At 64.6% G+C, this 23,609-nt stretch carries 23 protein-coding genes and 1 pseudogene; 10 read left to right on the top strand and 14 right to left on the bottom strand.

The features are described 5' to 3' along the window. Positions 1-104: 104 nt before the first annotated feature. From ACH196_RS01755 to ACH196_RS01770, 4 genes are all read right to left on the bottom strand, one after another. Positions 105-1,877 (bottom strand): diguanylate cyclase, encoded by a 1,773-nt coding sequence (locus ACH196_RS01755; protein WP_396644378.1) that lies wholly within the window; start codon positions 1,875-1,877, stop codon positions 105-107. Between the two features lie 182 nt (positions 1,878-2,059). Further along, complete coding sequence (locus ACH196_RS01760) at positions 2,060-2,716, bottom strand: DUF1236 domain-containing protein (protein ID WP_396644379.1); 657 nt, start codon at positions 2,714-2,716, stop codon at positions 2,060-2,062. Between the two features lie 102 nt (positions 2,717-2,818). Further along, positions 2,819-3,904 (bottom strand): putative zinc-binding metallopeptidase, encoded by a 1,086-nt coding sequence (locus ACH196_RS01765; protein ID WP_396644380.1) that lies wholly within the window; start codon positions 3,902-3,904, stop codon positions 2,819-2,821. A gap of 72 nt (positions 3,905-3,976) precedes the next feature. Beyond that, positions 3,977-4,111, bottom strand: coding sequence for an FAD-dependent monooxygenase (locus tag ACH196_RS01770; RefSeq protein ID WP_396644381.1), 135 nt, complete (start codon positions 4,109-4,111; stop codon positions 3,977-3,979). 159 nt (positions 4,112-4,270) lie between these two features. On the opposite strand from ACH196_RS01770, the gene ACH196_RS01775 reads away from it, so the two are divergent. The 3 genes from ACH196_RS01775 (at position 4,271) to ACH196_RS01785 (ending at position 6,603) form a co-directional block, all read left to right on the top strand. After that, positions 4,271-5,065: a lytic transglycosylase domain-containing protein gene (locus ACH196_RS01775; RefSeq protein WP_396644382.1), complete on the top strand. Its 795-nt coding sequence runs from the start codon at positions 4,271-4,273 to the stop codon at positions 5,063-5,065. Between the two features lie 496 nt (positions 5,066-5,561). Then, positions 5,562-6,092, top strand: a complete 531-nt coding sequence (locus ACH196_RS01780) for a hypothetical protein (RefSeq protein WP_396644384.1) — start codon at positions 5,562-5,564, stop codon at positions 6,090-6,092. A 61-nt stretch (positions 6,093-6,153) separates the two neighbouring features. Next, entirely contained in the window at positions 6,154-6,603 is a 450-nt protein-coding gene (locus tag ACH196_RS01785; protein ID WP_396644386.1) for a c-type cytochrome, read from the top strand. Positions 6,604-6,649: 46 nt separating this feature from the next. Here the strand turns inward: ACH196_RS01785 and ACH196_RS01790 are convergent, their stop codons facing one another. Next, complete coding sequence (locus tag ACH196_RS01790; RefSeq protein ID WP_396644388.1) at positions 6,650-7,621, bottom strand: hypothetical protein; 972 nt, start codon at positions 7,619-7,621, stop codon at positions 6,650-6,652. A 121-nt stretch (positions 7,622-7,742) separates the two neighbouring features. Next, positions 7,743-8,966: an argininosuccinate synthase gene (locus tag ACH196_RS01795; RefSeq protein ID WP_396644390.1), complete on the bottom strand. Its 1,224-nt coding sequence runs from the start codon at positions 8,964-8,966 to the stop codon at positions 7,743-7,745. 183 nt (positions 8,967-9,149) lie between these two features. Here ACH196_RS01795 and ACH196_RS01800 point away from each other — a divergent pair, with 183 nt between their 5' ends. Continuing rightward, positions 9,150-10,088, top strand: a complete 939-nt coding sequence (locus ACH196_RS01800) for a hypothetical protein (RefSeq protein WP_396644392.1) — start codon at positions 9,150-9,152, stop codon at positions 10,086-10,088. Positions 10,089-10,217: 129 nt separating this feature from the next. After that, complete coding sequence (locus ACH196_RS01805) at positions 10,218-10,859, top strand: LysE family translocator (protein WP_396644394.1); 642 nt, start codon at positions 10,218-10,220, stop codon at positions 10,857-10,859. Between the two features lie 3 nt (positions 10,860-10,862). Here the strand turns inward: ACH196_RS01805 and ACH196_RS01810 are convergent, their stop codons facing one another. The 3 genes from ACH196_RS01810 to ACH196_RS01820 all read right to left on the bottom strand — a co-directional run bounded on the left by ACH196_RS01810 (position 10,863) and on the right by ACH196_RS01820 (position 13,964). Continuing rightward, positions 10,863-11,291, bottom strand: a complete 429-nt coding sequence (locus ACH196_RS01810) for a hypothetical protein (RefSeq protein ID WP_396644396.1) — start codon at positions 11,289-11,291, stop codon at positions 10,863-10,865. Positions 11,292-11,450: 159 nt separating this feature from the next. Then, a complete protein-coding gene (gene rlmN, locus ACH196_RS01815; protein WP_396644398.1) occupies positions 11,451-12,683 on the bottom strand; it encodes a 23S rRNA (adenine(2503)-C(2))-methyltransferase RlmN in 1,233 nt (410 codons plus the stop codon). A gap of 333 nt (positions 12,684-13,016) precedes the next feature. Beyond that, a complete protein-coding gene (locus tag ACH196_RS01820; RefSeq protein WP_396644400.1) occupies positions 13,017-13,964 on the bottom strand; it encodes a hypothetical protein in 948 nt (315 codons plus the stop codon). 515 nt (positions 13,965-14,479) lie between these two features. Between ACH196_RS01820 and ACH196_RS01825 the strand changes: the two genes are divergently transcribed. Beyond that, complete coding sequence (locus ACH196_RS01825) at positions 14,480-14,845, top strand: hypothetical protein (RefSeq protein WP_396644402.1); 366 nt, start codon at positions 14,480-14,482, stop codon at positions 14,843-14,845. Here the strand turns inward: ACH196_RS01825 and ACH196_RS01830 are convergent. After that, the gene (locus tag ACH196_RS01830; protein WP_396644404.1) at positions 14,829-15,722 is read right to left on the bottom strand and encodes a DMT family transporter; all 894 of its coding nucleotides are present in this window, start codon (positions 15,720-15,722) and stop codon (positions 14,829-14,831) included. The two genes, ACH196_RS01825 and ACH196_RS01830, sit on opposite strands and share 17 nt — an antisense overlap. A 149-nt stretch (positions 15,723-15,871) precedes the next feature. Between ACH196_RS01830 and ACH196_RS01835 the strand changes: the two genes are divergently transcribed. Next, entirely contained in the window at positions 15,872-16,783 is a 912-nt protein-coding gene (locus ACH196_RS01835; protein ID WP_396644441.1) for a LysR family transcriptional regulator, read from the top strand. Between the two features lie 6 nt (positions 16,784-16,789). Here the strand turns inward: ACH196_RS01835 and ACH196_RS01840 are convergent, their stop codons facing one another. Then, positions 16,790-17,293, bottom strand: a complete 504-nt coding sequence (locus ACH196_RS01840) for an invasion associated locus B family protein (protein ID WP_396644443.1) — start codon at positions 17,291-17,293, stop codon at positions 16,790-16,792. Between the two features lie 335 nt (positions 17,294-17,628). Between ACH196_RS01840 and ACH196_RS01845 the strand changes: the two genes are divergently transcribed. Continuing rightward, positions 17,629-18,201 (top strand): sigma-70 family RNA polymerase sigma factor, encoded by a 573-nt coding sequence (locus ACH196_RS01845; protein WP_396644406.1) that lies wholly within the window; start codon positions 17,629-17,631, stop codon positions 18,199-18,201. Between the two features lie 28 nt (positions 18,202-18,229). Here the strand turns inward: ACH196_RS01845 and ACH196_RS01850 are convergent, their stop codons facing one another. From ACH196_RS01850 to ACH196_RS01860, 3 genes are all read right to left on the bottom strand, one after another. After that, on the bottom strand, positions 18,230-18,574 hold the full coding sequence (locus ACH196_RS01850; RefSeq protein WP_396644407.1) for a YkvA family protein: 345 nt from the start codon (positions 18,572-18,574) through the stop codon (positions 18,230-18,232). Positions 18,575-18,668: 94 nt separating this feature from the next. Further along, a complete protein-coding gene (thpR, locus tag ACH196_RS01855) occupies positions 18,669-19,262 on the bottom strand; it encodes an RNA 2',3'-cyclic phosphodiesterase (RefSeq protein WP_396644409.1) in 594 nt (197 codons plus the stop codon). A 184-nt stretch (positions 19,263-19,446) separates the two neighbouring features. Then, on the bottom strand, positions 19,447-20,091 hold the full coding sequence (locus ACH196_RS01860; protein WP_396644411.1) for an arylesterase: 645 nt from the start codon (positions 20,089-20,091) through the stop codon (positions 19,447-19,449). A 127-nt stretch (positions 20,092-20,218) separates the two neighbouring features. Between ACH196_RS01860 and ACH196_RS01865 the strand changes: the two are divergent. Both ACH196_RS01865 and ACH196_RS01870 read left to right on the top strand, forming a co-directional pair. Further along, positions 20,219-20,656: pseudogene (locus ACH196_RS01865) on the top strand (ABC transporter ATP-binding protein); the annotation flags it as partial. 375 nt (positions 20,657-21,031) lie between these two features. Further along, on the top strand, positions 21,032-23,530 hold the full coding sequence (locus ACH196_RS01870) for an ABC transporter permease (RefSeq protein ID WP_396644445.1): 2,499 nt from the start codon (positions 21,032-21,034) through the stop codon (positions 23,528-23,530). Positions 23,531-23,609: the final 79 nt, after the last annotated feature.

Genomic DNA, 23,609 nt, shown 5'->3' on the forward strand with positions numbered 1-23,609 from the left:
GAAAACGACAAAGGGAGCGCCAAATATGGGTATTCTGTATTTTCACAAAGATGTCGACACGACGCGCTGGTTGGCCGACGGATCAGGATGGGCGCCGCGCCATGCTACGCGACTCTTGACGCGCCCCCGGCGCCATGCACCGCGGCGTCATACATCACCGTCCGATTGCGGCCGGCGCGCTTGGCCGCATAGAGCGCCAGGTCAGCCTTGTGGGCGGCGGTGTCCAGGCCCTCGGATTCGCCGAGCAGGTGGCCGCCGATGCTGGTGGTGATCCGGAGTTTTGTCCCGTCAGCCAGCGTCACGGGCTGCGCGCGCAAGGTGTCCAGGATGCGGGCCGAGAGATCGGCCAGCGTCTGGTCGGTACAATCTGAAACCAGCACGACGAACTCGTCACCTCCCCAGCGGGCGCAAATATCCTGCTTGCGCACGACCGCCGCCAGCCTTTGGGCAACCTCGCAGATCACCGTGTCGCCGATGCTGTGGCCTCGCGCATCGTTGATAGCCTTGAAGTGGTCAACGTCGAGCAACAGCAGGCCAATCCGCAAGCCGCGCGAAGCGCATTCGGCGGCGCACGGTCGGAACGCCTCGGCAAAACCACGCCGGTTGAGAATGCCGGTCATTGGGTCGAGATAAGCGATGCGGCGCAACTGTTCCGTGCGCTCCTCTACCGCCGCTTCGAGCGTCGCGGTGTTGTCCCGCACCGAGGCCGCCATGCGGGTCAGCGCGTTGGCGAGCCGGCCGATCTCGTCCTTGCCGCCATCGTCGACCCTTGCGGATAGGTTGCCCGCTTCCACCTCGGCCAATGCCGCTTCGGCGCGTTCCAGCCGGTCGAGCACGACGCGCTTGAACAGCAGCGTGATCAGCCCGGCCGCCACGACCATTACCAGTGCCAGCAGCAAACCGATCGGCACGAACAGGCTGCGGTCGATGATCTTGTCGACGTCCATGAAGGTGACGTTGTACCAGCCGAGCCGGTCGCGATAACCGACGCCGACCAGCATCTGGTGACCGCCGACCTCGACGAAACGCGCCTCGACCTTGCCGTCCCGCTCGGAAACGTTGCGCAGCATCTCCGCAAGGTTGGCGCGGTCGACGTCGCCGTCGACAAGCTGGAACACGGTCTTCTTGTTCCCCGCGTCCTTGGTCAGGCTGTGGAAATCGATCTTGCTGGCGTCGCGCACCGCCTGGACCGCGCCGAAGCGGTCGACGAACATCGTGTCGATGCCGGGCTGGTCGGTGTTGACCACTTCGTGGATGAAGGAGGTGAGGTCGATGCCGGTGCCGAGGATGCCCAGCGTGCGGCTGCCCTCGCGGATGACGCAGTTGATCCAGACCTTCGTGACCTTGAGATTGTCGTCATTGTCGACGTTCAACTGGCATCCGGCGCCGAGCGCCGCCGTCTTGTAGTACCAGCCGTCGCGCGGGTTGGCCGGATCGAGCGCATAGCGAAGCTGCGAGCCGGCAAAGCTGTTCCTGGCATCGTTGAAATAATAATGGCCCGAACCGCCGATAGCGAGGAAGTAGCTGCGGTCGCGGAATGCAAGGCGGAAATGCTCGAGTTCAGCAATGCCGCGCACCTGCTTGTCGGGGTCGGCCTCGTCGCCGGTCCAGGCGAGAATCGCGGGAGACCGCGACAGAGTCTCGGCCAGCGCCACCTCACGCATCAGCGCTTCGAGCCCGCGCGAGCGGTCGTAGAGAACCTGCTTTTCGGCGAACAACGTACCGAGCTTGACGACGGTCGAATTGACCAGCCAGTTGAACGACAGCGCCGCCGGGATCGCTACTGCCACGAAGGCTGCGAGCACCAGCAGCAGGACACGCAGCCGCAGGCTTCGGGCGAGGCCGACGCGAAAGCTGCGCAGTCTGCTGTCGAGCATAGTATACGAATCCCGCCGGGGCGCCGGAGAAAGAGAGCCGGCGCCAAACAGGATTACGCATCACACGTATACGGGGTGTTAAGCAATGGTCTCGCGTGTCGGCCGTCAGAGTGACGGGCAGATCTTGAAGGTAGAACGCGCCGGGCGCTCGGACCCGGCGCGTTCTCACCTGAAAGCAGTCATCAACGCATGACATAGACGATCTGGCGCGAGCCCGGCTCGACCAGCACTTCCTGTCCGTTCACGTTGACATAGCGGTATTTGTAGTCCGGGATTTCGCGGATCTGGACAGTGTCCGGCACCTTGGCGCCAACCACCACCTCGCCTTCGAGATGGACTGGCTCCAGCCGGTTTTGGGTCACGTAGGTCCGTACCTGGGCAGGCGGCTCGGCAACCTCGCCAACCGTGCCACCGAGTGCGGCGCCACCAACCCCGCCGATCAGTGCGCCGACAGGACCGCCGATGATCGCGCCGCCAACAGCGCCGGTCGTGCCGCCGACAATCGCGCCGGCCGACCCGGTATCAGCCGGTTTCTCGATCACCGCCACCGTGGAATTGGCCGGACGCTGGCTGAGAACCACCTTGCCGCCGCCGAAATCGCCGCTCAGATAGTCGGCATAGACCCAGCCTTCATCAACCGAGCACCATTTGCCGTTGGCGAGGCATCCCTTGATGGTGGTGTCCTGGCCGGCGGCAAGCACGCCGACGACCGGATACTGGGAGCCTGGTCCAGCGCGTACGTTGAGTTCGGTGGTGGCTTGAACCGGGGTCTGGGCGAACGCGGTCCCGCCGAGCGCCAGCAGGGAGCCGGCCGCGGCAAGCATCGTGAGCTTGTTCATGATGATTCTCCATCGTTGAGCTTCCCTCGGGACTGCAACGATGTGTGCCGTTTCACGGTTCCGAGCCGGTGGGCCCAGTCCGATGACGTTTTGTTACCGGGCTCACGCCGCGGCGGCGGGCATCTGCGTTTCGGCGCTGCGCTTGCCGGCCAGCAGCTCGTGCACGAAGCGCAGCTTGCCGGCGGCCGGCGGCGAGATCACGAAGGGGTAGAGGTCCGGCAGGCCCATGCAGCGGTTGATGGAGTTGGATGCTTCCGACAGCACCAGCCAGCGCTCCAGCACCTTGTCGAAGCTTGCCGTGCCTTCCGCCTGTCCGCCGGCCGCCGCGCCGCCTCCGGTATCACTCCGGCTGAGATCATGCTGGTCGACTGTTTCCAACTGGCCGAGGCGCATGTTGAGCGATTGCACCATCTCCAGCGTATCGCTGATATGCAGGTAATGCGCCCAGGTCTCCGCCCAGTCCTCCCACGGGTGGCTCGCCGCATAGGCGGAGATGTGATTCATCTGCCAGTCCGGCGGCGCGCCGTTGGCGTAGTGCGCTTGCAGCGCCTGCTCATAATCCACGGTCTCGTCCCCAAACAGCGCGCGAAAAGCGTTCAGCCACACCGGGTCGTCGCGGACCAGCCGGTCCCAGTAATAATGGCCGAGTTCGTGACGGAAATGCCCGAGCAGCGTGCGGTAATGCTCACGCATCTCGGCGCGCATCTTTTCGCGCTCGGCGGAATCGGCTTCGGCCACGTTCAAGGTGATTAGGCCATTGTCGTGGCCTGTGAGGATGCGTTCGCCGCCCGGTCCGCCGCCGATCGGGTCGGCGAGGAAGTCAAAGGCGAGGCCGGCTTCGTCCTCCGGGCTGGCCTTCGGCCCGACAGGCAGGCCGAAGGCCAGCAGTGTGTAGACCGCGCGTTTCTTGGCAGCCTCGACCCGCGTCCAGCGCCGCCGGTTGCCGTCGATCGACAGGTCGGGAATGATCTTGTTGAGCGCGCAGGCGCGACAGAAAGGCTGGTCGGCCTGGCCGATCCAGTTGCAATCGCATTCGACTGCGTTGACGCACTGGAAAGCACCGCCTTGGCCGGCGATCTCGAATTCGGCACGGTCCGGGTTGTAGAGCACCGGGGTACCGCAGGCGAGGCATTGCGCGTTTTCGAAATACAGGCGCTGGCCGCAATGCGGACAAGTGAAAAGCTTCATGACGGGTTCATTTCGGACGAGGCTGGGGCGGCGTTCAACGCGACGCGGCGGGGATGGTTCCGACGCATCACTTCACAGCCATTGCGCAACGACCTGCCGCGCCATCGCCTCGAACACCTTGAAGGTCAGCCCCGTTGCGCGAAGAATTTTCGCGGCCGCCAGCCCGGAAGAACCGGCGCCAACAATCACCACGTCCACATCTTCCATGGCTTATTCCACCCCTTGCCACATTATATACTTGATCGTAGGGAAATTGGCCGAAACAGGCCAGCGGCTTGGCCGCTTCAAGGCTACAACCTGCGGTGACATGGCGGCGATTCGCTGGCATTGTCGCCAAAACGTGTTTCAGGCAACCAGGAGATGAGGATGGCATTGTTTGCCAAGGGATTGACGCTCGCTATCGCCGCCATGGCGGCGGTCGGCGTGTCGGCCGTGAGCGCCGAAGCCGCGTCGTGCGGCAAGAACGCCGCGGGTTTCGAGGCGTGGAAGGCCGAGTTCGCGCAGGAAGCGGCGGCGAACGGCGTAGGATCGAAGGGGCTGGCGGCGCTGGCGAAAACGTCCTACGCGACCAAGACGATTTCGGTCGACCGGGCGGTCCACAAGGCGTTCAGCGGGTCGGTCGATGCGTTCATGAAGCGGCGCGGCGGCGCGACGATCATCTCCAAGGGCCGGCAGCTCAAGAAGCAGAACGCGGCGCTCTTCGCCTCGATCGAGAAGAAGTATGGCGTGCCCGCAGGTCCGCTGCTTGCCATCTGGGGCATGGAAACCGGCTTCGGCGCCGCCATGGGCAACCAGAACACCGTCTCGGCGATCGTGACGCTGGCCTATGACTGCCGCCGTCCGGCCTTCTTCACGCCGCATGCCATTGCCGCACTCGAACTGGTTGATGCCGGTGTGTTGAGCTCGAGTTCTGTCGGCGCCGCGCATGGCGAGATGGGGCATACGCAATTCCTGCCCGGCAACGCGTTGAAGTATGGCGTCGGCAACCGGAACCTGCGCGACAAGTCGACGGCACTCGCCTCGACGGCGAACTTCCTGCGCGCCCACGGCTACAGCGGCGGGCCGGCAAGCGCCAATCGCGGCGCCATCGCGGGATGGAATTCGGCCTCGGTCTACCAGCAGGCGATCATCATCATGGCCGACGCTATCGACGGCAATTAAATACCTTCGCCCCTCGCTCCGTTCGCGGGGAGAAGGATGTCGAACGCACCCCGGGGGGCCGGCAGGTAGCCGGCTTCCGACGAGGCCGGCCGGCGGTCACACCATGAATAACCTTAAAGCGCGTCGCGCCCAATCGGTCCCATTGTGCCGGAGACGGTTTGGGCCAAGGTCGAGGGCTTCGTCGCCGGCCGGGCTGGTGGCCCGGACAAGACGAAGCCCGATGGGTTTGGGCCAAATCCGGCCCGGCAGAATGAGGCCGATTGGGCGCGACACGCTTTAGGCCGCGGCTCACAAGCGATGACTAGCCATGCGCCATACGCTGTGAGGAAAGGTTTCGAGCCGCCGGCCGAACCGGCGTCACTTGTCTAGATGACCCAACGTAAGATTAGGAGTATCATCTTCCTTGGCGCGATCCTAGGAAAGCAGCCAACTCCGAAAGAGCGGGAGCTGTGCTCGTGCGACGCGCCGGCAAACCTGACGCTCGATGGAGGAGGTAATGCGCATCCATTCAAGCTGTGTTTTTGTGGCAGCTATCGCTGTCGCCTGGGCATCCGCCGAGGCCGCAGCCGATATGAGCGATGAACAATTAATCGAGAATGCGATTTCGGCGGCCCCCGAGACTGTCGGGAAAAACGCCGCCGTCGTGAACTGGGATATGAAGTCGCTCAGAAAGGGCACGAACGGCTTCACCTGCATTCCGGACGACCCCGCTACTCCCACCGACGACCCGATGTGCACGGACGAGAACGGGATGGCGTGGATGCACGCCATCATGTCCAAGAGCGAGCCGCCCAAAGGCAAGGTCGCTTTCGCCTATATGTTGAAGGGGGGCAGTGGCGCCAGCAATACCGACCCCTTTGCAACCGCGCCGCCGGCCGGGGGCAAATGGATTGAAGACGGCCCCCACGTAATGGTCATGAATTCGCCGGACATGATGGCCTTGTATCCCCACGAATGGGACCCGACACAGCCATATGTCATGTTCCCCGACACGCCCTATGCGCACCTGATGATTCCGGTGAAGTAATCCAGCCAAGACCTGCCGCCCTGGCGCGGCGGCAGGCCACCCTCGCAAAGGGGACATCTGATTGTTCAAGCTCGCGGCCATAGCGTTGGCAGCCGTGTTTGTCGCGGGCGGGGCTCTGGCGCACAAAGGGGCGACGGGAATCGTTGCCGAACGCATGGCGGCCATGAAGAACATGAGCAATGAGCTGAAGGCCATCGGAGATATGCTCGCAGGAAATGCCCCGTTCGATGCGGCGGCGATGGTTCAGCACTCCGCCGCGCTCCACGAAAACTGCCACCGAACCACAACCTTGTTCCCGCCCGGCAGCATCGATCATCACAGCAGGGCCTTGCCGGCGATATGGGAAAAGCCGGACGCATTCCAGGAGGCAATGCAGCGGCTGCATAGCGCGACAGAGACTTTTGTTGCGACAGCAACTCTCGGCAACAGAGCCGCGCTCGCGGCTTCTTTTGAACAGATCGGGAAAATCTGCACCGGCTGCCACGAGACGTTTCGGTCGCCCGAGAATTGACGCTCGTACCGCTAGTTGGCTGGCCTGTTGGATGTCGGTCTTTCGTCTACACCATGAATGGGTGCACGAAAGCCAGTTTGTAAGGCCCGCCGTCGACCTTCTCCGAAAGGCTGCGCTGCACGATCTTGATGGCCTGGGGCCAGCCCTGGTTGCCATCCATGGTCATGATCGTATCGCCGCTGATCGAATAGACCATGCAGACGTGCTTCCAGTACCAGGGGCCGGAGGGGCGCTTCGATTCGTCCTCGCCCTTCCATTCGCTGGTGTTCGCCCGAACCAGGACAATATCGGCGCGCGCCAGCTTCGTCGGATCGTAGCCTTCGTTCTTGGCGTCGACCCGCCACATGTTGACGGGGCTGCTCGGCTTGTACGCCCATTCGATGGCGCGCTGCGGCGACCAGAGCACCTCGTCGCCGCCATTGGCGAAAGGATTGCTCTCGCCCTTGATGAAGGCGGCCTGGGCCCAGCACCAGTAGGCGAAGGCGCCGCACCAGTTCAGCGTCTCGCTCTTCATGTAGACGCCGAAACCGTTCTTGGAGTGGCCGATCGATATGGCGCTGTTCATCTGGTCACGCGCCACTTCGATCACCGCATCGCGAAGCGACAGTTTCTGCACGTCCTCGCGCAATTTGGTCGTGATTTCGCCGAGCGCGTTGCCGACCTGCCGGCATTCGTTGTTCGACACCACCGTGATCGGCAACGGCTTGATCTGGTCGGCCCCGCCGCCAACCGCCCGCAGCACTGTGCTGCCGGCCTCCTTGGCGGTGAGCGTTATCTTGCGGATCGTCTGCTCCTTTTCCCAGCCCGAGAGGCGGCCGTCCTTGTGCACGGCCGCGTCGTCGCCCGCCTCGGTGAAGACCTCGACGACGGATTTGCCGTCCTTTTCGTCCGTCTTGACCTCTAGGCCAGGGCCGGCAACCAGATGAAAGATGGTCGGCTTGCGCTTGACCGACATGACCAGCGTGTAGCGGTCCTCGTCGTAACCCGCGCGGTCGTTGAAAATCCTGAGATGCGGCACCGCTTGCCTCCGCCATGGCTATCGACGGAGGGATAATGGAGCGGGTTGACGCGCACGGCAACCCGCAGGCGCGCCATAGGCAGCGTGTTCGCTCTATGGACGATGCGGAAAACCGCCGGGATCAGCCCTTGCGGCTACGCGCCGCCAGCGTGCGCAACCTCAGCGCATTGAGCCGAATGAAGCCCGCCGCATCCTTCTGGTCGTAGGCGCCGCGGTCGTCCTCGAAGGTCACCAGCGTGTCGGAATAGAGCGACTTGTCCGAGCGCCGGCCGGTGACGATGACGTTGCCCTTGTAGAGCTTCAGCCGCACCTCGCCCTCGACGTCGTCCTGGCTCTTGTCGATCAGCGCCTGCAGCATCTCGCGCTCCGGCGCGAACCAGAAGCCGTTGTAGATCAGCTCGGCGTAGCGCGGCATGATCTCGTCCTTGAGATGCGCCGCGCCACGATCCAGCGTGATCGATTCGATGGCGCGATGCGCCGCGAGCAGGATCGTGCCGCCCGGCGTCTCGTAGACGCCGCGGCTTTTCATGCCGACGAAGCGGTTCTCCACCAGGTCGAGCCGGCCGATGCCGTTGTCGCGGCCGAGATCGTTGAGCCGGGCCAGCAGCGTCGCCGGCGACAGGCTTTCGCCGTTGATCGCGACCGGGTCGCCTTTCTTGAAGGTGATCGTTATCTCGGTGACGGTGTCCGGCGCGTCCATCGGCGAGACGCTGCGCTGGTGCACATATTCCGGCGGCTCGCTCCACGGATCCTCCAGCACCCGGCCTTCCGAGGAGGAATGCAGCAGGTTGGCGTCGACCGAGAACGGCGCCTCGCCGCGCTTGTCCTTGGCAATCGGGATCTGATGCTTTTCGGCGAAGTCGAGCAGGTCGGTGCGCGACTTGAACGACCAGTCGCGCCACGGCGCGATGACCTTGATGTCGGGGTTGAGCGCGTAAGCCGACAGTTCGAAGCGAACCTGGTCGTTGCCCTTGCCGGTGGCGCCGTGGGCGACCGCGTCGGCGCCGGTTTCTTTCGCGATCTCGACCAGATGCTTCGAGATCAGCGGCCGCGCGATCGAGGTGCCGAGCAGGTAGAGGCCCTCATACTGCGCGTTGGCGCGGAACATCGGGAAGACGAAGTCGGAGACGAACTCTTCCCGCACATCCACGATACGGATGTCCTTGATCCCCATCATCTCGGCCTTCTTGCGCGCCGGCTCGAGTTCACCGCCCTGGCCGAGATCGGCCGTGAAGGTGACCACCTCGGCGCCGAGTTCGGTCTGCAGCCATTTCAGGATGATCGAGGTGTCGAGCCCTCCCGAATAGGCGAGCACGACCTTCTTGACGTCTTTCCACTTCAACATGATGTCCCCGGATTTCCAAATGCGGCCCGGCGGCCGGTTTTCGGCCGGCACTAATAGCAGGAATGCCTTGGCGGGCAAGGGTTGGCTGAAACCGGCATTGCCGCACCGCTGGACACAGCTTCGCGAGGAAGCCGCCCTTCAATAAACTCTTAATGATTCTCCCCGAACAGTTCCTGCGTGCCGATGACCTTTGCAAAAACAGTTCGCCCCGACCGCCTCGCATCCTCGCGCGGCCCGCTTGCCGGCGTTCTGCTAGCCGCTTCGCTGGGGATTTCCGCGCCAGCGCTTGCTTCCGACCGCTGGGAGGAGGCAGGCAGCGGCGCGGTCGCCATCCTGCCGGTTCCGGTCAAGGCGACGGCGATCACCGGCGGTTCGCTGGTCTGCGCCGAGCAGCGCTGGAGTTTTCGGCTGCGCACGGACGACCGCGTCGCATCGTCGGGCTTTGTCCAGGCGAAACTGACGGTCGACGAAGAGTCCTTTCCGGTGATGGCCGAGCAACGGCCCGGCCTCATCACTGTGCCGATCGACTTCGCGATGATCGAGGGACTGAAATCCGGCGCCGGTCTGGCGATCAGCTTCGGCAGCGGTCCCGATTCGCCGGCAGCCACTTTCGCTCTGCGCGACTCGCGAAAAGTGCTGGAGGCGGTCGCGCCGCGCTGCAGCCAGGTCGACATGTCGGCCTTCGAGCAGGTCTCGCTTTCCGAGACCGACCCGGCCGTCGAGCGGGCGCGTCCGCTGCTGGCCGAGGAGACAAAACTCTTCCGCGAGGCCACCAGCGCCACGCCGAAACTGGCTGCCACGCATCTCGATCGCGGCGGGGGCCGCGAGATGCTGTTCGCGACGCTTTGCGGTTCGTCCTGGTACTACGGCCGCACCGGCTGCTCGCTGTTCGGTTATATCCGCCCCACGCCGGCGGACGAATGGCGACAGGCCTATAACAGCGAAGGCATGGGGCTCTACATCGACCCGAAAATTTCAAACGGCGGCTGGCCGGATCTGGTCACGCTGGAGCGAGGCGGCGTCGTGCAAATCCATTGGAAATGGAACGGCTCACAATACGAGCTTCGCGATCCGATGGTCGCCGGCGACGAGCCGACGAGCACGGGGGCGGTCACCCCCTGACGGCCCTGCCCGACGAGTGACGCGACGCCCGAGGCAGATTGGGACGAGGCGAAGCAAAGGAGCGTCGCGGACGGGATTGCGGGCCGAGACGACGGGCGCTAAGCAAGGCGCTTCCTCGCGAGGCCGTTCATGACCTTCATCCCCGACGCTTCCACGATCGTCCAGTTCGCAATCGCCACCTTCATCATCGCGATCACACCCGGGCCGGACATGACGCTGTTCGTCGGCCGGGCGCTTTCCGAGGGCCGCGCAGCGGGGTTCGCCTGCATGTCCGGCGCGCTCACCGGCATCGTCATCCACACCGCGCTGGTGGCGCTCGGCCTGTCGGCGCTGATCGTCGCCTCGCCGCAGGCGTTTTTCGCGCTGAAGATTTTTGGCGCCGGCTATCTGGTCTGGCTGGCCTGGCAGGCGATCCGCAACGGCTCCGCCTTCTCGCCGGACGCCACGCCGCGCCCGCCGCGCTCGCTGGTGAAGAACTGGGCGACCGGCCTCGGCATCAACCTGATGAACCCGAAGATCATCCTGTTCTTCATGACGTTTCTGCCGCAATTCGTCTCGGCCAGCGACCCGCACGCGCCGGGAAAGCTGTTCTTCCTCGGCATGATGTTCATCGTGCTGTCGATCCCGGTCACCGCTCCCATGGTGATCGCCGCCGACCGCTTTGCCGGCCTGCTGCGAAAAAGCCCCCGGGTCACGCGGATCGTCGACTATCTGTTCGCGGGGGTGTTTTCGGCCTTTGCGCTGAAGATTCTCACGGCGCAGGCGAAGTAGCTGTTAAGAGAAGGTCTCTTTCAGTTCTCCAAGCGTGTTTTCCTTTGGCGGAACAAACAAGCGGCTGAGCGAAAACCTGCCATAGGCGTAGCCGCCAGCGAAGCCGCCCGCTGTCGCCGACAAAGACAACGACCACTCGCCGAGCAGTAGGCCAATTGCTGCAAGCGCCGTTGCGCCCCCGGCAATGGCGAACATCAACGGCGCACGTCGGTGCAGCACGAGCGCCAAGAAATTGATGAGTATGAATCCCGGCCATGCGGTCAGGAAAGCCATCTCCATGGCAATGAAGCCAACCATCAAAAAGTCGGCGAATTCGACGCCATCCTCCTGAACGACGGCTATCGTTGCCGAGATCATGGAGGCGACAACTACCGCGATACAGTAGCCAAGGCCATATTTTGCCAAGAAGCGTAAGATGGGACGGACAATCATTTGACTCCTCGCACCTGTGCCTAAGCCAGCGGAGATTGAAATCTCCACCCGAGGCGGCCTTATGACGGGAGCGCGCAGCTTCTATGCAAAAAAGCCGGAGATTTGGGAGGCGGCACCTACCCGCGCGACGCCCAATCAAGATATTCAGATTGAGGCTGACTATTCCCCATGCCCGGCGATCATCATCGCTTCCAGGGCCAGCCGCTCGGTCTTCTTCATCCGCTCCGATTCCGACTTGAGCTGGCCGCAAGCGGCGAGGATGTCGCGGCCGCGCGGGGTGCGGATCGGCGAGGCGTAGCCGGCATTGTTGATGTAGTCGGCGAATTTCTCGATCGTCTCCCAGTCCGAGCACTGGTAGTTGGTTCCAGGCCAGGGGTTGAACGGGATCAGGTTGATTTTTGCCGGGATGCCGCGCAGCAGCTTGACCAGCGCCTTGGCGTCGTCGAGCGAATCGTTGACGTCCTTCAGCATCACATATTCGAAGGTGATGCGGCGGGCGTTGGACAGGCCGGGATAGGCCTTGCAGGCGGCGATCAGCTCTTTCAACGGGTATTTCTTGTTAATCGGCACCAGCAGGTCGCGCAGGTCGTCGTTGGTGGCATGCAGCGAGATCGCCAGCATGACGCCGACCTCGGCGCCGGTGCGCGCGATTTCGGGCACCACGCCGGAAGTCGACAGCGTGATGCGGCGCTTCGACAGCGACAGGCCGTCGCCGTCGGAAGCGATCAGCAGCGCCTTCTTCACCGCCTCGAAATTGTAGAGCGGCTCGCCCATACCCATCATCACGATGTTGGAGACTTTTCGCCCTTCCGCCGGCACGATGGCGCCGTCCGGCGTGTCGCGGTCGGGGAAATCACCAAGCCGGTCGCGCGCCGTCAGAAGCTGCGCGAGGATTTCTTCCGAAGTCAGGTTGCGCACCAGTTTTTGTGTGCCGGTATGGCAGAAGGAGCAGGTCAGCGTACAGCCGACCTGCGAGGAAATGCACAGCGTGCCGCGCCCTTCCTCGGGAATATAGACCGTCTCGATCTCGACCGGCCGTCCCGCCCCGCGCGGCGGAAACCGGAACAGCCATTTGCGCGTGCCGTCACTGGAAATCTGCTCCTCGACGATCTCCGGCCGTCCGATGGAAAAATGCCTAGCGAGCGCGGCGCGCAAATCCTTCGAGATGTTGAACATATCGGCAAAATCGGAGACGCCGCGCACATAAAGCCAGTGCCAGAGTTGCTGCACGCGCATCTTCGCCTGCCGCTCCGGCACGATGCCGGAGGCAACCAGCGTCTCCGCCATCTCGGCGCGGGTCAGGCCGATCAGCGACGGCTTTTCGGCGAGCGAAGGTTTTGCGCGCAAGGCGTCGCGCCGGTCGGGCGTGGTGAGGTCGAGGGTAAGCGTCATGGCAAGCCTATATGGGGATGCCGCCGAAAATTCAAAGCGAACCGCCGCGCCATAGCATGAAGGGCGCGCCGCGTCACGGCCCGCCGGCATACACGGTACGGCAATCGCCCGAACCCTCAGGGGAAGTAGACGGGCAACGGGATTTTTCGACAGCAGGGAACGGCGCAAACGCCGGGGACAGTTTACTTTTCCGTCTGCGCCAGCCTCGAAGCTGGCTGCGCCCTTCCGCGGAAAAGTAAACTGTCCCCTGCATGCAGCCGTCTTCGTCGCCGAGGAGCGGAAAATTCCGCGCCGGCACTCGATGCTTCGGCTTTCGTGTCAGGGGCCGTGCTGTCATGACGAGTTGCGCCTCGGCGGCTCCAGCGCGTCGTGCGCCATGGCATTGGCATGCGCCAGAATCTCGTCGACCTCACGGATGTTCTTGCGTTTCGGAACATCCGGATCGAAGCGCGGCAATCTTCCGCCGGGCGGCCGCCCGCGCCGCAGCGGCGAAAAACGCCGGAAGCGGACCGGGCCCGGCTTGCCGCTTGCCGCCGCCGCGTCGCGGGCTTGCTTGTCCCGTGCAAGACCTGCGTCGTTGCGCGCCTTCCAGCAGGCGAAACGTTGTGCCTGACCGGGAAGATCGTCCAGCGCCCGACCAAGCGCATCCAGCCGCAAGGTCAGCTTTGCCGCATTGATCGGATCGTTCTGCGACGGCGGCGGCGGCAGGGGGATGCGTGGCGCATCGTCGTCGATCGACCGGATGCGCGGGGCGGCACGCGCCGGAACATAGTTGCGGCGGATGCGGAACGGATATTTCAGCGCATCGAGCAGCGAAAGGTTTTGTCCACGCGGCCTGGCGGCGCGGCGTTCGGCGGCTTTCAGTTCGGCTTCATAGCGGGCGAAGTCTTGCTTCGACAAGTTAACGGCGAGGCCGAGGCGGCGCATGGCGGCCACCGTGTCGGAAATTTTTGGTTTTGGCTTGCGCGGGCGGAACGGCGGCAAGTTGACCACGATGCCTTGCGCCGCCGCAATGATGAGGCGCCGCGCGGCGGATTCGGCGGGGCGCAAGAGCAGAAGAATGGCGCGGTAGAGGTGGCGTGGCAGGCAGAGCGCCGCGACCGGTTTTTTCCGCCCCGTCCTACCCGCTCGCCCCGGCCTTGGGGCAACAGCGGCTTCCCCGAGTACCAGCGACAGCGGCCTGCAAAAACCCATCTCGGCCATGCCGACCAGCATCATGAGGATATGCTTCAACGCCTGCCGGTATCGCTCGATCGTTGCACTCGCGTCTCCAAACTCCACCGCCGCCTCCTTCCAGCACAGGCGGTAGCGATTGTAGCACCGATCGGGAGGGCGGGGATGAACTCCGGCAAAATTCTTGGCGTACGGCGGGTGGTGGTCGGTCAAAGCATTGAAAAGACTGGAGCGAGGTTTCGAAAAACAAAATATTTTGGGATGAAGCAGCTTTTTCCATCCCCGTTTTTCCGAAGGCTGATGACTCGTTCGCGCCCCACGACACCGCGTCGCACTCCGTCCAACACCCCTCATCCGACCTCGCTTCGCTCGGCCCCCTTCTCCCACAAGGGGAGAAGGGGGAGCGCTGCCGTTTCGTCTCGGCAAATCTCCAACGTTGATGATTGGCGCTGAGGCAAGCGCAAAACTCCCCCTTCTCCCCCTGTGGGAGAAGGTGGCCTCGCGCAGCGAGGTCGGATGAGGGGTGCTGGACGGAGTGCGACGCGGACCTTTTTGGACGCACAGGACGGTATCCAGTATGGAACATGCAGGGAGCAGAAATCATACTTCCGAGAAAACAATCCTTGACGGTCGCGGAAAGGCGAACCTGCCATCACCGCCGACACAACACATTGAAAAGGCGTTATTTTTCGAGGGAAAGCGGCGAGCCCCACAGTCCTCCCGACCTGAGCGAACGACTGTTCGAAAAGCATGTCATGCTTGTAAAACCAATCGGGAACAGGGAGTTGCTCGCAGCCCGCGTGGATTTCCGCGCAACAAGCATGACCAAGGAGGCAACTTCGCGGGTTCGTCTCGCCAAGCGCGAGCTTGTGACGCCGCCCGGTCCTTTCGGCTGCGGCAAGACAACGGCACGGCGCATGGCCGCCGACGCTGCGATCGCCGCGGAACCCGCCTGTTCTTCTGGCCGCGCCGTCAGCGCCGCAGGTTGACGATCACCACGCCGCCCAACGCCAGCAGGCCGCCGATGATGCCGAGCAGGCCGGGCACTTCGGCCAGCCAGACGAAGCCGATCAGCGTAGCCACCGGTGGCACGCAGTAGAGATAGTTGGAGGCGCGTGAGGCCGGCAGGCGGGACAGCGCGACGGCCCAGCTTCCATAGGCGACGAAACTGGGGATGATGCCGAGATAGACGGCCGAAAGCAGCGCCTCGGAGTTCGCCGCAGCCGCCTGCGACAGTGCCGAGGGCAGGGCCGGCGACAGCAGCAGGCCACCCACCACCATGTTCCACGCCGCCACCGTCAGCGGCTTGTGGCGGGAAAACAACGGTTTTTGCACGATGGTGTTGATGGTGGTGCAGACGGCGCCTCCGAAGATCAGCAGCGCGCCAGTGTCGAGCGACAGGCCGTCGCCTTCGCCGAGCGCGATCAGGCCGACGCCGAAGAACGACACGAAAGTGCCGACCCAGGCCATCGCCCGGAACCGCTCGCCGAGCAGCAGCGTGGCGAAGATGGCTGTCAGGATCGGGCTGACATTGATGATGAAGCTTGCTGCTCCCGCCGAGACGGTCTGCTCGCCCATGTTGAGCAGCACGGTGTAGAGCGCCACGAAGACGATGCCGCCGGTGGCGAACCGCCACGCCTCGCCGAGAGACGGCAGTGCGGGCCTCATGACCAGCAGGTAGACGAGCGCCGGCAGCGCGGCGATGCCGAAGCGGATGGCGCCGAGCTCGATCGGCCCGAACGCCGTCAGGCCGGCGCGGATGGCCGGGAATGCCGAGGCCCAGCCGACGACGGTGATGGCGACGGCGGCGACGGTGGCGAGCTCGAGGCGGGGCGGCGAGTCGGAGGTAAGCGCGGCGGCGGACATGGTGGTCTCCCAAATTCGATACCGGCTCAAATGCAGTTTCGGGATCGAATTGACAAACGAGAGATTCGATGACCTGCTGTGAGCCAGGCTCACAGCTCAAATGGATTCCTGGCGCAATGCCGATGACGGATCACACCTTGGACCGCTCCATGCCTCCGCTGGATACGCTGCGCGCCTTCGAGATCGCCGCCAAGACCGGTAGCTTCAGCGCGGCGGCGGAGAGGCTGAACCTGACGCACGGCGCCGTCAGCCGGCAGATCGCCAGACTGGAGCATTGGTTGGGGCTGAAAGTCTTCGACCGCGGCGCGCGCGGCGTGGCGCTGACCATCGAGGGCCAGCGGCTCTATCTGCGCACCAGCGAGGCCTTTGCGTTGATCGCCGACAACACGGACCGCTGGTCCGAGCCAAGGGGGGCCGCAGTGGTGCGTGTCACCTCGATCCCGTCGATCAGCGGCCTGTGGCTGATGCCGCGCCTGCGCTTGCTGGAGGGCGGGCCGCCAAAACTGCGCATCGTGCTCGACGTCGACAACCGCCAGGCCGACCTCGCCGAGGAGGGCCACGACCTGTCGATCCGCTGCGGGCGCGGGCGTATCCCGGGGCGCGTCTCGGTGCAGCTTTTCGAGGAACATTGCTTCCCCGTTGCCTCGCCGGGGCGGGCGAAGGAGATCGGCAGCGGGGCTCCGGAACGCCTGCTGGCGCATCCGCTGATGAACGACTCCGACGCCTCGGCCTGGCGTGCCTGGTTCGGGGCGCACGGCATCGACTATCGCCCGCGCGCCGAAGACCGGCGGTTCGAGGATTACAATCTGGTGCTGGATGCCGCCGCCTGCGGCCTCGGCATCGCGCTGGCGCGCCCGCCGCTGACGGTCGACCAGTTGCGTTCGGGCCGCATCGCCATGGTCGACGAGCGGTCCGTGCTCAATCCGGTGTCCTACTGGCTCGACCGGCCGGAAAGCGTCGCGCCCCGGCCCGCGGCGGCCGACCTGGCACGGCGGATTGCGCGCGAGGCGGGACTGGCTGAGGAGAGGATCGAAGCGTTCTTGAGTTCGGATGTAGCCTGATTGGCGCTACTTGCAGCTCGCGATCGACGACAGCGCCGCCGAAATGCCCTTCAGCGAGAAGGTATAATTCGTCGGATTGCCGCGTCCCGACTTGGCGGCGATCTTCATGTCCTGGCCGCCTTTCATCGCGGCGATCAGCAGCGGCTCCTCGGCGGCGTTTTCCACCCAGGCCGACTTGCCCTTGGTGAACATCGAGAATTTCTTGTCGCCGACCGAGACCTGGACCTTGGAATTTTCCTGGAAATTGTAGGAGGCGATGAACTGCGGCTCGTAGCTGACCTGTTGGCCGGGCCGCTGGCTGACGAAGAAGAAGATGTCGCCGTGGTCGAGCGCCGGCGGCTGCTTGTCGGTCGGCACGGTCAGCACGTAGCAGACCTTGCCGTTGCCGGACTGGTAGCTGTAGGTGCCCCAGGCATTGTGCTGGCCGATCTTGGTCGCCGACTGGGCAAGCGCCGGCATCGCGCCAGCAACGAGAACCACGCCCGCAATCGCTGCTAACAATCCGCGCATCTTTTTCATCGTCTCACGTTTCGCTGGAATTGCCGAAGCAGGCCTGGATTCGACCCCTGCCCGTTCGTTTAATTTTGAATTAGTCAGGGTTACCAAATGGTGAACGTCCGCGAAAAAGGCCATCCACCACGTTGCATCACCACCAACCTGCCCCGCAGCCTTGTCCGGGCCGTTGGAGCTTTGTCGCCTGAGGCGAGTTCAAGACAAGAAAAGCGGCAGCAGTTTGACTTTTTTCGCCGGCATGCAATGGAGGACGCGGTCGCGGCGGTCCGGGAAGCCGTTTCAAGACAGCGGCCGCAGACGGCGAGGACACGGCTTTCCGGCATGATCCGATCATGACCAATTCGCGCGATGAGGAGTTTTCCCGGCTCGCCGCCCTTGTGGCCCGCGATGGCGACCGCGCCGCGTTCACGCGGTTGTTCGACCATTTCGCGCCGCGCATCAACGGCTATCTGCAGCGGCTGGGCATGGAGCCGGCCATGGCCGAGGACCTCGCGCAGGAGGTGATGACCGTGCTGTGGCACAAGGCGCATCTGTTCGATCCGGAAAAATCGTCGCTGGGGACGTGGCTGTTCCGCATCGCCCGCAACCGCCGCATCGACCTTCTGCGCCGCGACCGCTCGCACCTTCTCGATCCGTCCGACCCGATCCTGCTGCCGGAGGATCCCGAGCCGCCGGACCAGGGCATCGACGCGCGGCAGCGCGACGAGCGGGTGCGCGCGGCGATGACGGCGCTGTCCGGCGAGCAGCTAGAACTTTTGCAATATGCCTTCTTCGTCGGGCTGACGCACAGCCAGATCGCCGAGCGCACCGGCCTGCCGCTCGGCACCGTCAAGTCGCGGATCAGGCTGGCTTTTGGAAGGCTGCGGAAGATTCTCGAAGCCGACGGCGCGGTCGATACGGATTGAGCGGCGGACCTGATATGGCGGGCGCCGATCAGGAAATGTCGTGCAACGCTTCGCGGGCGGCGAGCCGGTGCGCCGGCTTCATGTGGGCGCGCACGGCGGCAAGTGCTGCGGTCAGCACGGCGATGTCGTCGGTGAAGCCGATGCCGAAGAAAACATCGGGAATGGTGTCGGCCGGCAGGACGAAATAAGCCAGCGCGGCCAGCAGGATGCCCTTGGCCCTGAGCGGCGTGCCCTTGTCCATCGCGCAGTAGTAACCGGCGACGACCTCGTCCATGAACGGAACCTGCGCGGCGGCCTTCCTGGCGGTGCGCCAGAATTTTTCGCGCACGTCCTGTTCGGGTGCGACACCTCGAGATTTGGTCGACTTGGCCATCCAATTCTCTCCCTTCACGAAAAAATGTGGGGAGGGGGACGCCTTGCTGCAAGAGTCCGCATGCATTGGGACTCTTGCGCGCAAAAGAGCCGATCTACCGCATGGTGCCGTAAGGCTCTTCAAAACTGGCCGGCAGGCTGGGGCGCATGTCGGCGCCGGCCAGCGGCCAGACCTCTTCCACCACGTAAGGGCCGCCGCCGACCGAATCGCGCGACGACATCAGCACGAAGCGGCCGACCCGGAAGGGGGCAGCGGAAAAATTGCCCCGGGCCGAAAGGTAATGCGCCACGTCGATTGGGCTGGAGTTGCGCAGCCGCGCCAGCGTGACGTGCGGCGTGAATTTGCGCGCATCGGCCGGAAGGCCGAGGCGCTGGCAAATGCGGTCGATCTCGGCCTGGAGCGCGTTCAGGTCGGGCGAGGGCGAGGCAGCCGCAAAGATCGAATGCGGCTTCTTGCCGCCGAAGGCGCCGACGCCGTCGAGCCGAAGCTGAAACGCCGGGCGGCGGACCCTGTCCAGCGCATTGGCGATCTCGTCGGCGACATGGCCTTCGATATCCCCGAAGAAGCGGAGCGTGATGTGGTAGTTCTCGACGTCGATCCAGCGGGCGCCGGGCAGGCCGCCTCTCAGCAGAGAGAGGGAAAGGGCGGCATCACGCGGAATTTCGAGGGCGGTGAAAAGACGCGGCATCAAAAGCCTCCCTTCCTCGAATCGACTTACCAGTCAAGCGAATCATCGATCCGGCGCGACGGCAAGCGGTTTTTGTGCATCGCAACAGCAAATCGCTTTACGTTGCGTTATGTTAGGCGAGACGGGCCGATCCATGATCATCTCGTTCCGGTTCGGACCTGATCGTATCGGCTCCCGGCCGCCTTCAGGACGAGCCCTTGGGCGCGGCCAGCACCTTTTCCATCGTCGGCAGGAAATTCTCGACCATCCTGTCCACGCCAGCAGGGTTCGGGTGCATGCCGTCCTCCAGTTGCAGGTCGCGGTTGCCCGCGACGCCGTCGAGGAAAAACGGGTAGAGCGCCAGCCCGTATTTCGCAGCGAGGTCGGGATAGATCGCGTCGAAGGCGGCCTGATAGTCCGCGCCGAGATTGGGCGCGGCGCGCATGCCGGCGAGCAGCACGGCGATGTTGCGCTGCTTCAGACGCGAGAGCATCTCGTCCAAATTCTTGCGGGTGATGTCGGGGGTCACGCCGCGCAGCATGTCGTTAGCGCCGAGTTCGAGGATGACGATGTCCGTTCCGTCCGGAACCGACCAGTCGAGCCGCGAAAGCCCGCCGCTGGTGGTGTCGCCAGAGACACCGGCGTTGGAGATCACGACATCGTGACCCCTGGCTTTCAGCGCCGCCTGCAGCCTGTCCGTAAACCCTTTACCGGCATCCAGCATGTAGCCGGCCATCAGACTGTCGCCGAAGCCGACGATTTTGCGCGGTCCCGCCTGGGACGGCGCGAAACCGAGCGCCGAGGCCATCATCGCCGCCGCGACAAAAAGCATGAAACGTTTGAAAGCCATGCGCAAAAGCCCATATGACGACAGCGTGCCTACAGTCTCCCACTCCATATAGGGCTATTCCGTGACCGCAGAAGCCGTCATCGAACTTCGCGATGTTTCGTTGACGCTGGGCGAAGGCGCCTCGTCGGTGCACGTACTGAAGAACATCAGCCTCGACGTCTCGGCCGGAGAAACCGCCGGCATCGTCGGTCCATCGGGTTCCGGAAAATCGACGCTGCTGATGGTTCTGGCCGGACTGGAGGGCGTCGACTCGGGCACGGTGCGCATCGCCGGAAAGCTGCTCAACGGCAAGAGCGAGGACGAGGTGGCGGCGTTTCGCGGCCGAACCATCGGCATCGTCTTCCAGTCCTTCCACCTGATCCCAAACATGACGGCGCTTGAAAACGTCGCCGTGCCGCTGGAGCTTGCCGGCCATGCCGATCCGTTCGGCTGGGCGGCGCGCGAACTCGCGGCGGTCGGCCTCAGCGAGCGGCTGACGCATTATCCCGGTGAGCTTTCGGGCGGCGAGCAGCAGCGCGTGGCGATCGCCCGCGCCCTGGCGCCTTCGCCGCGCATCCTGATCGCCGACGAGCCGACCGGCAACCTCGACCAGGCGACGGGCCGGCAGATTGCCGACCTGTTGTTCTCCGAGGCCGCCGAGCGCGGCACGACGCTGGTGCTGGTCACGCACGATCCAGCGCTTGCCGCCCGCTGCTCCCGGCAGATCGCCATGCGGTCGGGGCGCATCGAGGCGGGTGCGGCGCGGCTGTCTCCCACCTCCCCCTCGATGGGGGAGGTGCCGAGCGTCAGCGAGGCGGAGGGGGGTGCGATGACGGTGGGATCACCCCACCCGGCCCTTCGGGCCACCCTCCCCATTGAGGGGAGGGAGGGAGCTTCGGCCATCAACGCCGGTGAAAGACTACGCTCCCTCAAACTCGCCCTGCGCTTCGCATTGCGCGAGATGCGTGGCGGGCTCTCTGGCTTCCTGATCTTCCTGACCTGCATCGCGCTGGGCGTGGCGGCGATCGGCGGGGTCAATTCGGTGGCGCAGGCGATCACGGCGGGCGTAGCGGCGGAAGGCCAGGCGCTGCTGGGCGGCGACATAAGGTTCGAGCTGAACCAGCGCGAGGCGACCGAAGGCGAAGCGGCTTTCCTCAAGGACCTCGGCACGCTGGCGGTGAGCGCCAACATGCGCTCCATGGCGCGGTTGGAGGATGGATCGGACCAGGCGCTGGTGGAAGCCAAGGCGGTCGACAATGCCTATCCGCTGTACGGCCAGTTGCTCACGGAGCCGTCGCTGTCGCGGGAGGACCTGTTCGGAGGGAAGGAAGGCGTGTTCGGCGCGGCGGCGCCGGAGCTTTTGTTCGAGCGGCTCGGCTTGCAGCCGGGAGCCCGGATCAAGCTCGGCAATACCACTTTCGAGCTGCGCGCAAAACTGACCGGCGAGCCGGACGCCATCTCCGACGGTTTCGGTTTCGCGCCGCGCCTGCTGCTCTCTATGGACGGGTTGCGCGCGTCGGGTCTCGTGCAGCCGGGCAGCCTGGTCGAGCATGCCTACAAGATCCGCCTGGCCGACGGCACGAGCGAGGCGCGGCTGGCCGAGATCCGCACGGAAGCGGGCCAGAAATTCCCCGAGGCCGGGTGGAGCATCCGCACCCGCAGCAACGCCGCGCCGGCGCTGTCCTCCAACATCGAGCGGTTCTCGCAGTTCCTGACGCTGGTCGGGCTGACGGCGCTGGTGGTCGGCGGGGTCGGCGTCGCCAATGCGGTCAGCGCCTATCTCGACGGCAAGCGCGGCGTGATCGCCACCTTCAAGAGCCTCGGCGCATCCGGTAGCTTCGTCTTCACGCTCTATCTCGCGCAGATCATAATCATCGCTGCGATGGGCATCGCGGTCGGGCTGGTGCTGGCGGCGCTGATGCCGTTCGCGGCGAGTGCCGCGCTTTCATCGCTGATTCCGGTGCCGGCCGAGGGCGGCATCTATCCCGGCGCGCTGGCGCTTGCCGCCATATTCGGCGTGCTGGTGACGCTGGCCTTCGCCATATTGCCGCTGGGCCGCGCCCGCGACGTGCCGGCCACCGCGCTGTTCCGCGAGGCCGGCATCGGCGGACGCGGGCTGCCGCGCTGGGTCTATCTGGCGACCACGCTCGGCATCGCAGCGCTTCTGGCGGCGATGTCCATATGGTTCGCGACGGACCGGCGCATTGCCGCGATCTTTGTCGGGGCAGCGGTATGCGCCTTCGTCGTGCTGCGCGCTGTCGGGCTGGCCGTGCAAGCGCTGGCGCGCCGCGCGCCGCGCGTGCGCTCCACCGCGCTCAGGTTGGCGCTGGGCAACATCCACCGGCCCGGCGCGCTGACGCCCTCGGTGGTGCTGTCGCTCGGGCTCGGCCTGACCCTACTGGTGACGCTGGCCCTCATCGACGGCGATCTGCGCCGGCAGATTTCCGGAAGCCTGCCGGAGCGCGCGCCAAACTTCTTCTTCGTCGACATCCAGGCGGCCGATGTAGACGCCTTCAGCAACCTCGTCGGCAGCCTGTCGCCTGAAGGCAAGCTGGTGCGCGTTCCGATGCTGCGCGGCCCCATCATGGAATTGAACGGCGTCGACGTGCAGCAGGTAAAAGTGCCGCCGGAAGGCGCCTGGGTGCTGCGCGGCGACCGTGGCTTGACCTATTCGGAGACAATTCCCGAAAACGCCACGCTGAGCGAAGGCGCATGGTGGCCGGAAAATTACTCCGGCGAGCCGCTTGTCTCCTTCTCCGCCGAGGAGGCGCGGCAGATCGGCCTGAAAATCGGCGACACGGTGACCGTCAACGTGCTCGGCCGCAACGTCACCGCGAAGATCGCCAGCCTGCGCGAAGTGAAGTGGGAATCGATGGGCATCAATTTTGTCATGGTGTTCTCGCCCAACACCTTTGCCGGCGCCCCGCATGCATGGCTGGCGACGCTTACCGCCCGCGACGCCCCGCCGCATGAAGAGGCGCGCATCCTCAACCAGGTGACGCGCGCCTATCCGGCGGTGACGACGGTTCGGGTCAAGGACGCGCTGGACATCGTCAATCGGCTGGTTGCGCAGCTCGGCACTGCGATCCGGGCCGCGGCGAGCGTCGCGCTGATCGCCTCCGTGCTGGTGCTGTCGGGCGCGCTCGCCGCGGGAAACCGTGCGCGCATCCATGACGCGGTGGTGCTGAAGACGCTCGGCGCCACCCGGCGCACGCTGATAACAGCCTTCTCGCTGGAATACATGCTGATCGGCCTCGCGACAGCGGTGTTCGCGCTTGCCGCCGGCGGCGTGGCGGCCTGGTTCGTAGTGACGCGCATCATGACGCTGCCCTCCAGCTTCTCGCCGGCCGTCGCAGCTTCGACCGTTGTGATCGCGCTGGTGCTGACGGTCGGCATCGGCCTCATCGGCACCTGGCGGGTGCTCGGGCACAAGGCGGCGCCGGTGTTGCGGAATTTGTAGGCAGTGGGCAATAGGCAGTCGGCAGTAGGTTAAGAAACAACTGCTACGCAGCGTCCCTACTGCCGACTGCCTCTTGCCC

The sequence above is a fragment of the Mesorhizobium sp. IMUNJ 23232 genome, from assembly GCF_044326205.1.
GTDB lineage: Bacteria > Pseudomonadota > Alphaproteobacteria > Rhizobiales > Rhizobiaceae > Kumtagia.

Bases quoted from the DNA above. Each gene is read 5' to 3' on its own strand.
- ACH196_RS01775 (WP_396644382.1), top strand. From the start codon at position 4,271: ATGGCATTGTTTGCCAAGGGATTGACGCTCGCTATCGCCGCCATGGCG.
- ACH196_RS01765 (WP_396644380.1), bottom strand. From the start codon at position 3,904: ATGAAGCTTTTCACTTGTCCGCATTGCGGCCAGCGCCTGTATTTCGAA.
- ACH196_RS01760 (WP_396644379.1), bottom strand. From the start codon at position 2,716: ATGAACAAGCTCACGATGCTTGCCGCGGCCGGCTCCCTGCTGGCGCTC.
- ACH196_RS01795 (WP_396644390.1), bottom strand. From the start codon at position 8,966: ATGTTGAAGTGGAAAGACGTCAAGAAGGTCGTGCTCGCCTATTCGGGA.
- rlmN (WP_396644398.1), bottom strand. From the start codon at position 12,683: ATGACGCTTACCCTCGACCTCACCACGCCCGACCGGCGCGACGCCTTG.
- ACH196_RS01805 (WP_396644394.1), top strand. From the start codon at position 10,218: ATGACCTTCATCCCCGACGCTTCCACGATCGTCCAGTTCGCAATCGCC.
- ACH196_RS01835 (WP_396644441.1), top strand. From the start codon at position 15,872: ATGCCTCCGCTGGATACGCTGCGCGCCTTCGAGATCGCCGCCAAGACC.
- thpR (WP_396644409.1), bottom strand. From the start codon at position 19,262: ATGCCGCGTCTTTTCACCGCCCTCGAAATTCCGCGTGATGCCGCCCTT.
- ACH196_RS01850 (WP_396644407.1), bottom strand. From the start codon at position 18,574: ATGGCCAAGTCGACCAAATCTCGAGGTGTCGCACCCGAACAGGACGTG.
- ACH196_RS01840 (WP_396644443.1), bottom strand. From the start codon at position 17,293: ATGCGCGGATTGTTAGCAGCGATTGCGGGCGTGGTTCTCGTTGCTGGC.
- ACH196_RS01770 (WP_396644381.1), bottom strand. From the start codon at position 4,111: ATGGAAGATGTGGACGTGGTGATTGTTGGCGCCGGTTCTTCCGGGCTG.
- ACH196_RS01755 (WP_396644378.1), bottom strand. From the start codon at position 1,877: ATGCTCGACAGCAGACTGCGCAGCTTTCGCGTCGGCCTCGCCCGAAGC.
- ACH196_RS01800 (WP_396644392.1), top strand. From the start codon at position 9,150: ATGACCTTTGCAAAAACAGTTCGCCCCGACCGCCTCGCATCCTCGCGC.
- ACH196_RS01830 (WP_396644404.1), bottom strand. From the start codon at position 15,722: ATGTCCGCCGCCGCGCTTACCTCCGACTCGCCGCCCCGCCTCGAGCTC.
- ACH196_RS01780 (WP_396644384.1), top strand. From the start codon at position 5,562: ATGCGCATCCATTCAAGCTGTGTTTTTGTGGCAGCTATCGCTGTCGCC.
- ACH196_RS01810 (WP_396644396.1), bottom strand. From the start codon at position 11,291: ATGATTGTCCGTCCCATCTTACGCTTCTTGGCAAAATATGGCCTTGGC.
- ACH196_RS01845 (WP_396644406.1), top strand. From the start codon at position 17,629: ATGACCAATTCGCGCGATGAGGAGTTTTCCCGGCTCGCCGCCCTTGTG.
- ACH196_RS01860 (WP_396644411.1), bottom strand. From the start codon at position 20,091: ATGGCTTTCAAACGTTTCATGCTTTTTGTCGCGGCGGCGATGATGGCC.
- ACH196_RS01870 (WP_396644445.1), top strand. From the start codon at position 21,032: ATGCGTGGCGGGCTCTCTGGCTTCCTGATCTTCCTGACCTGCATCGCG.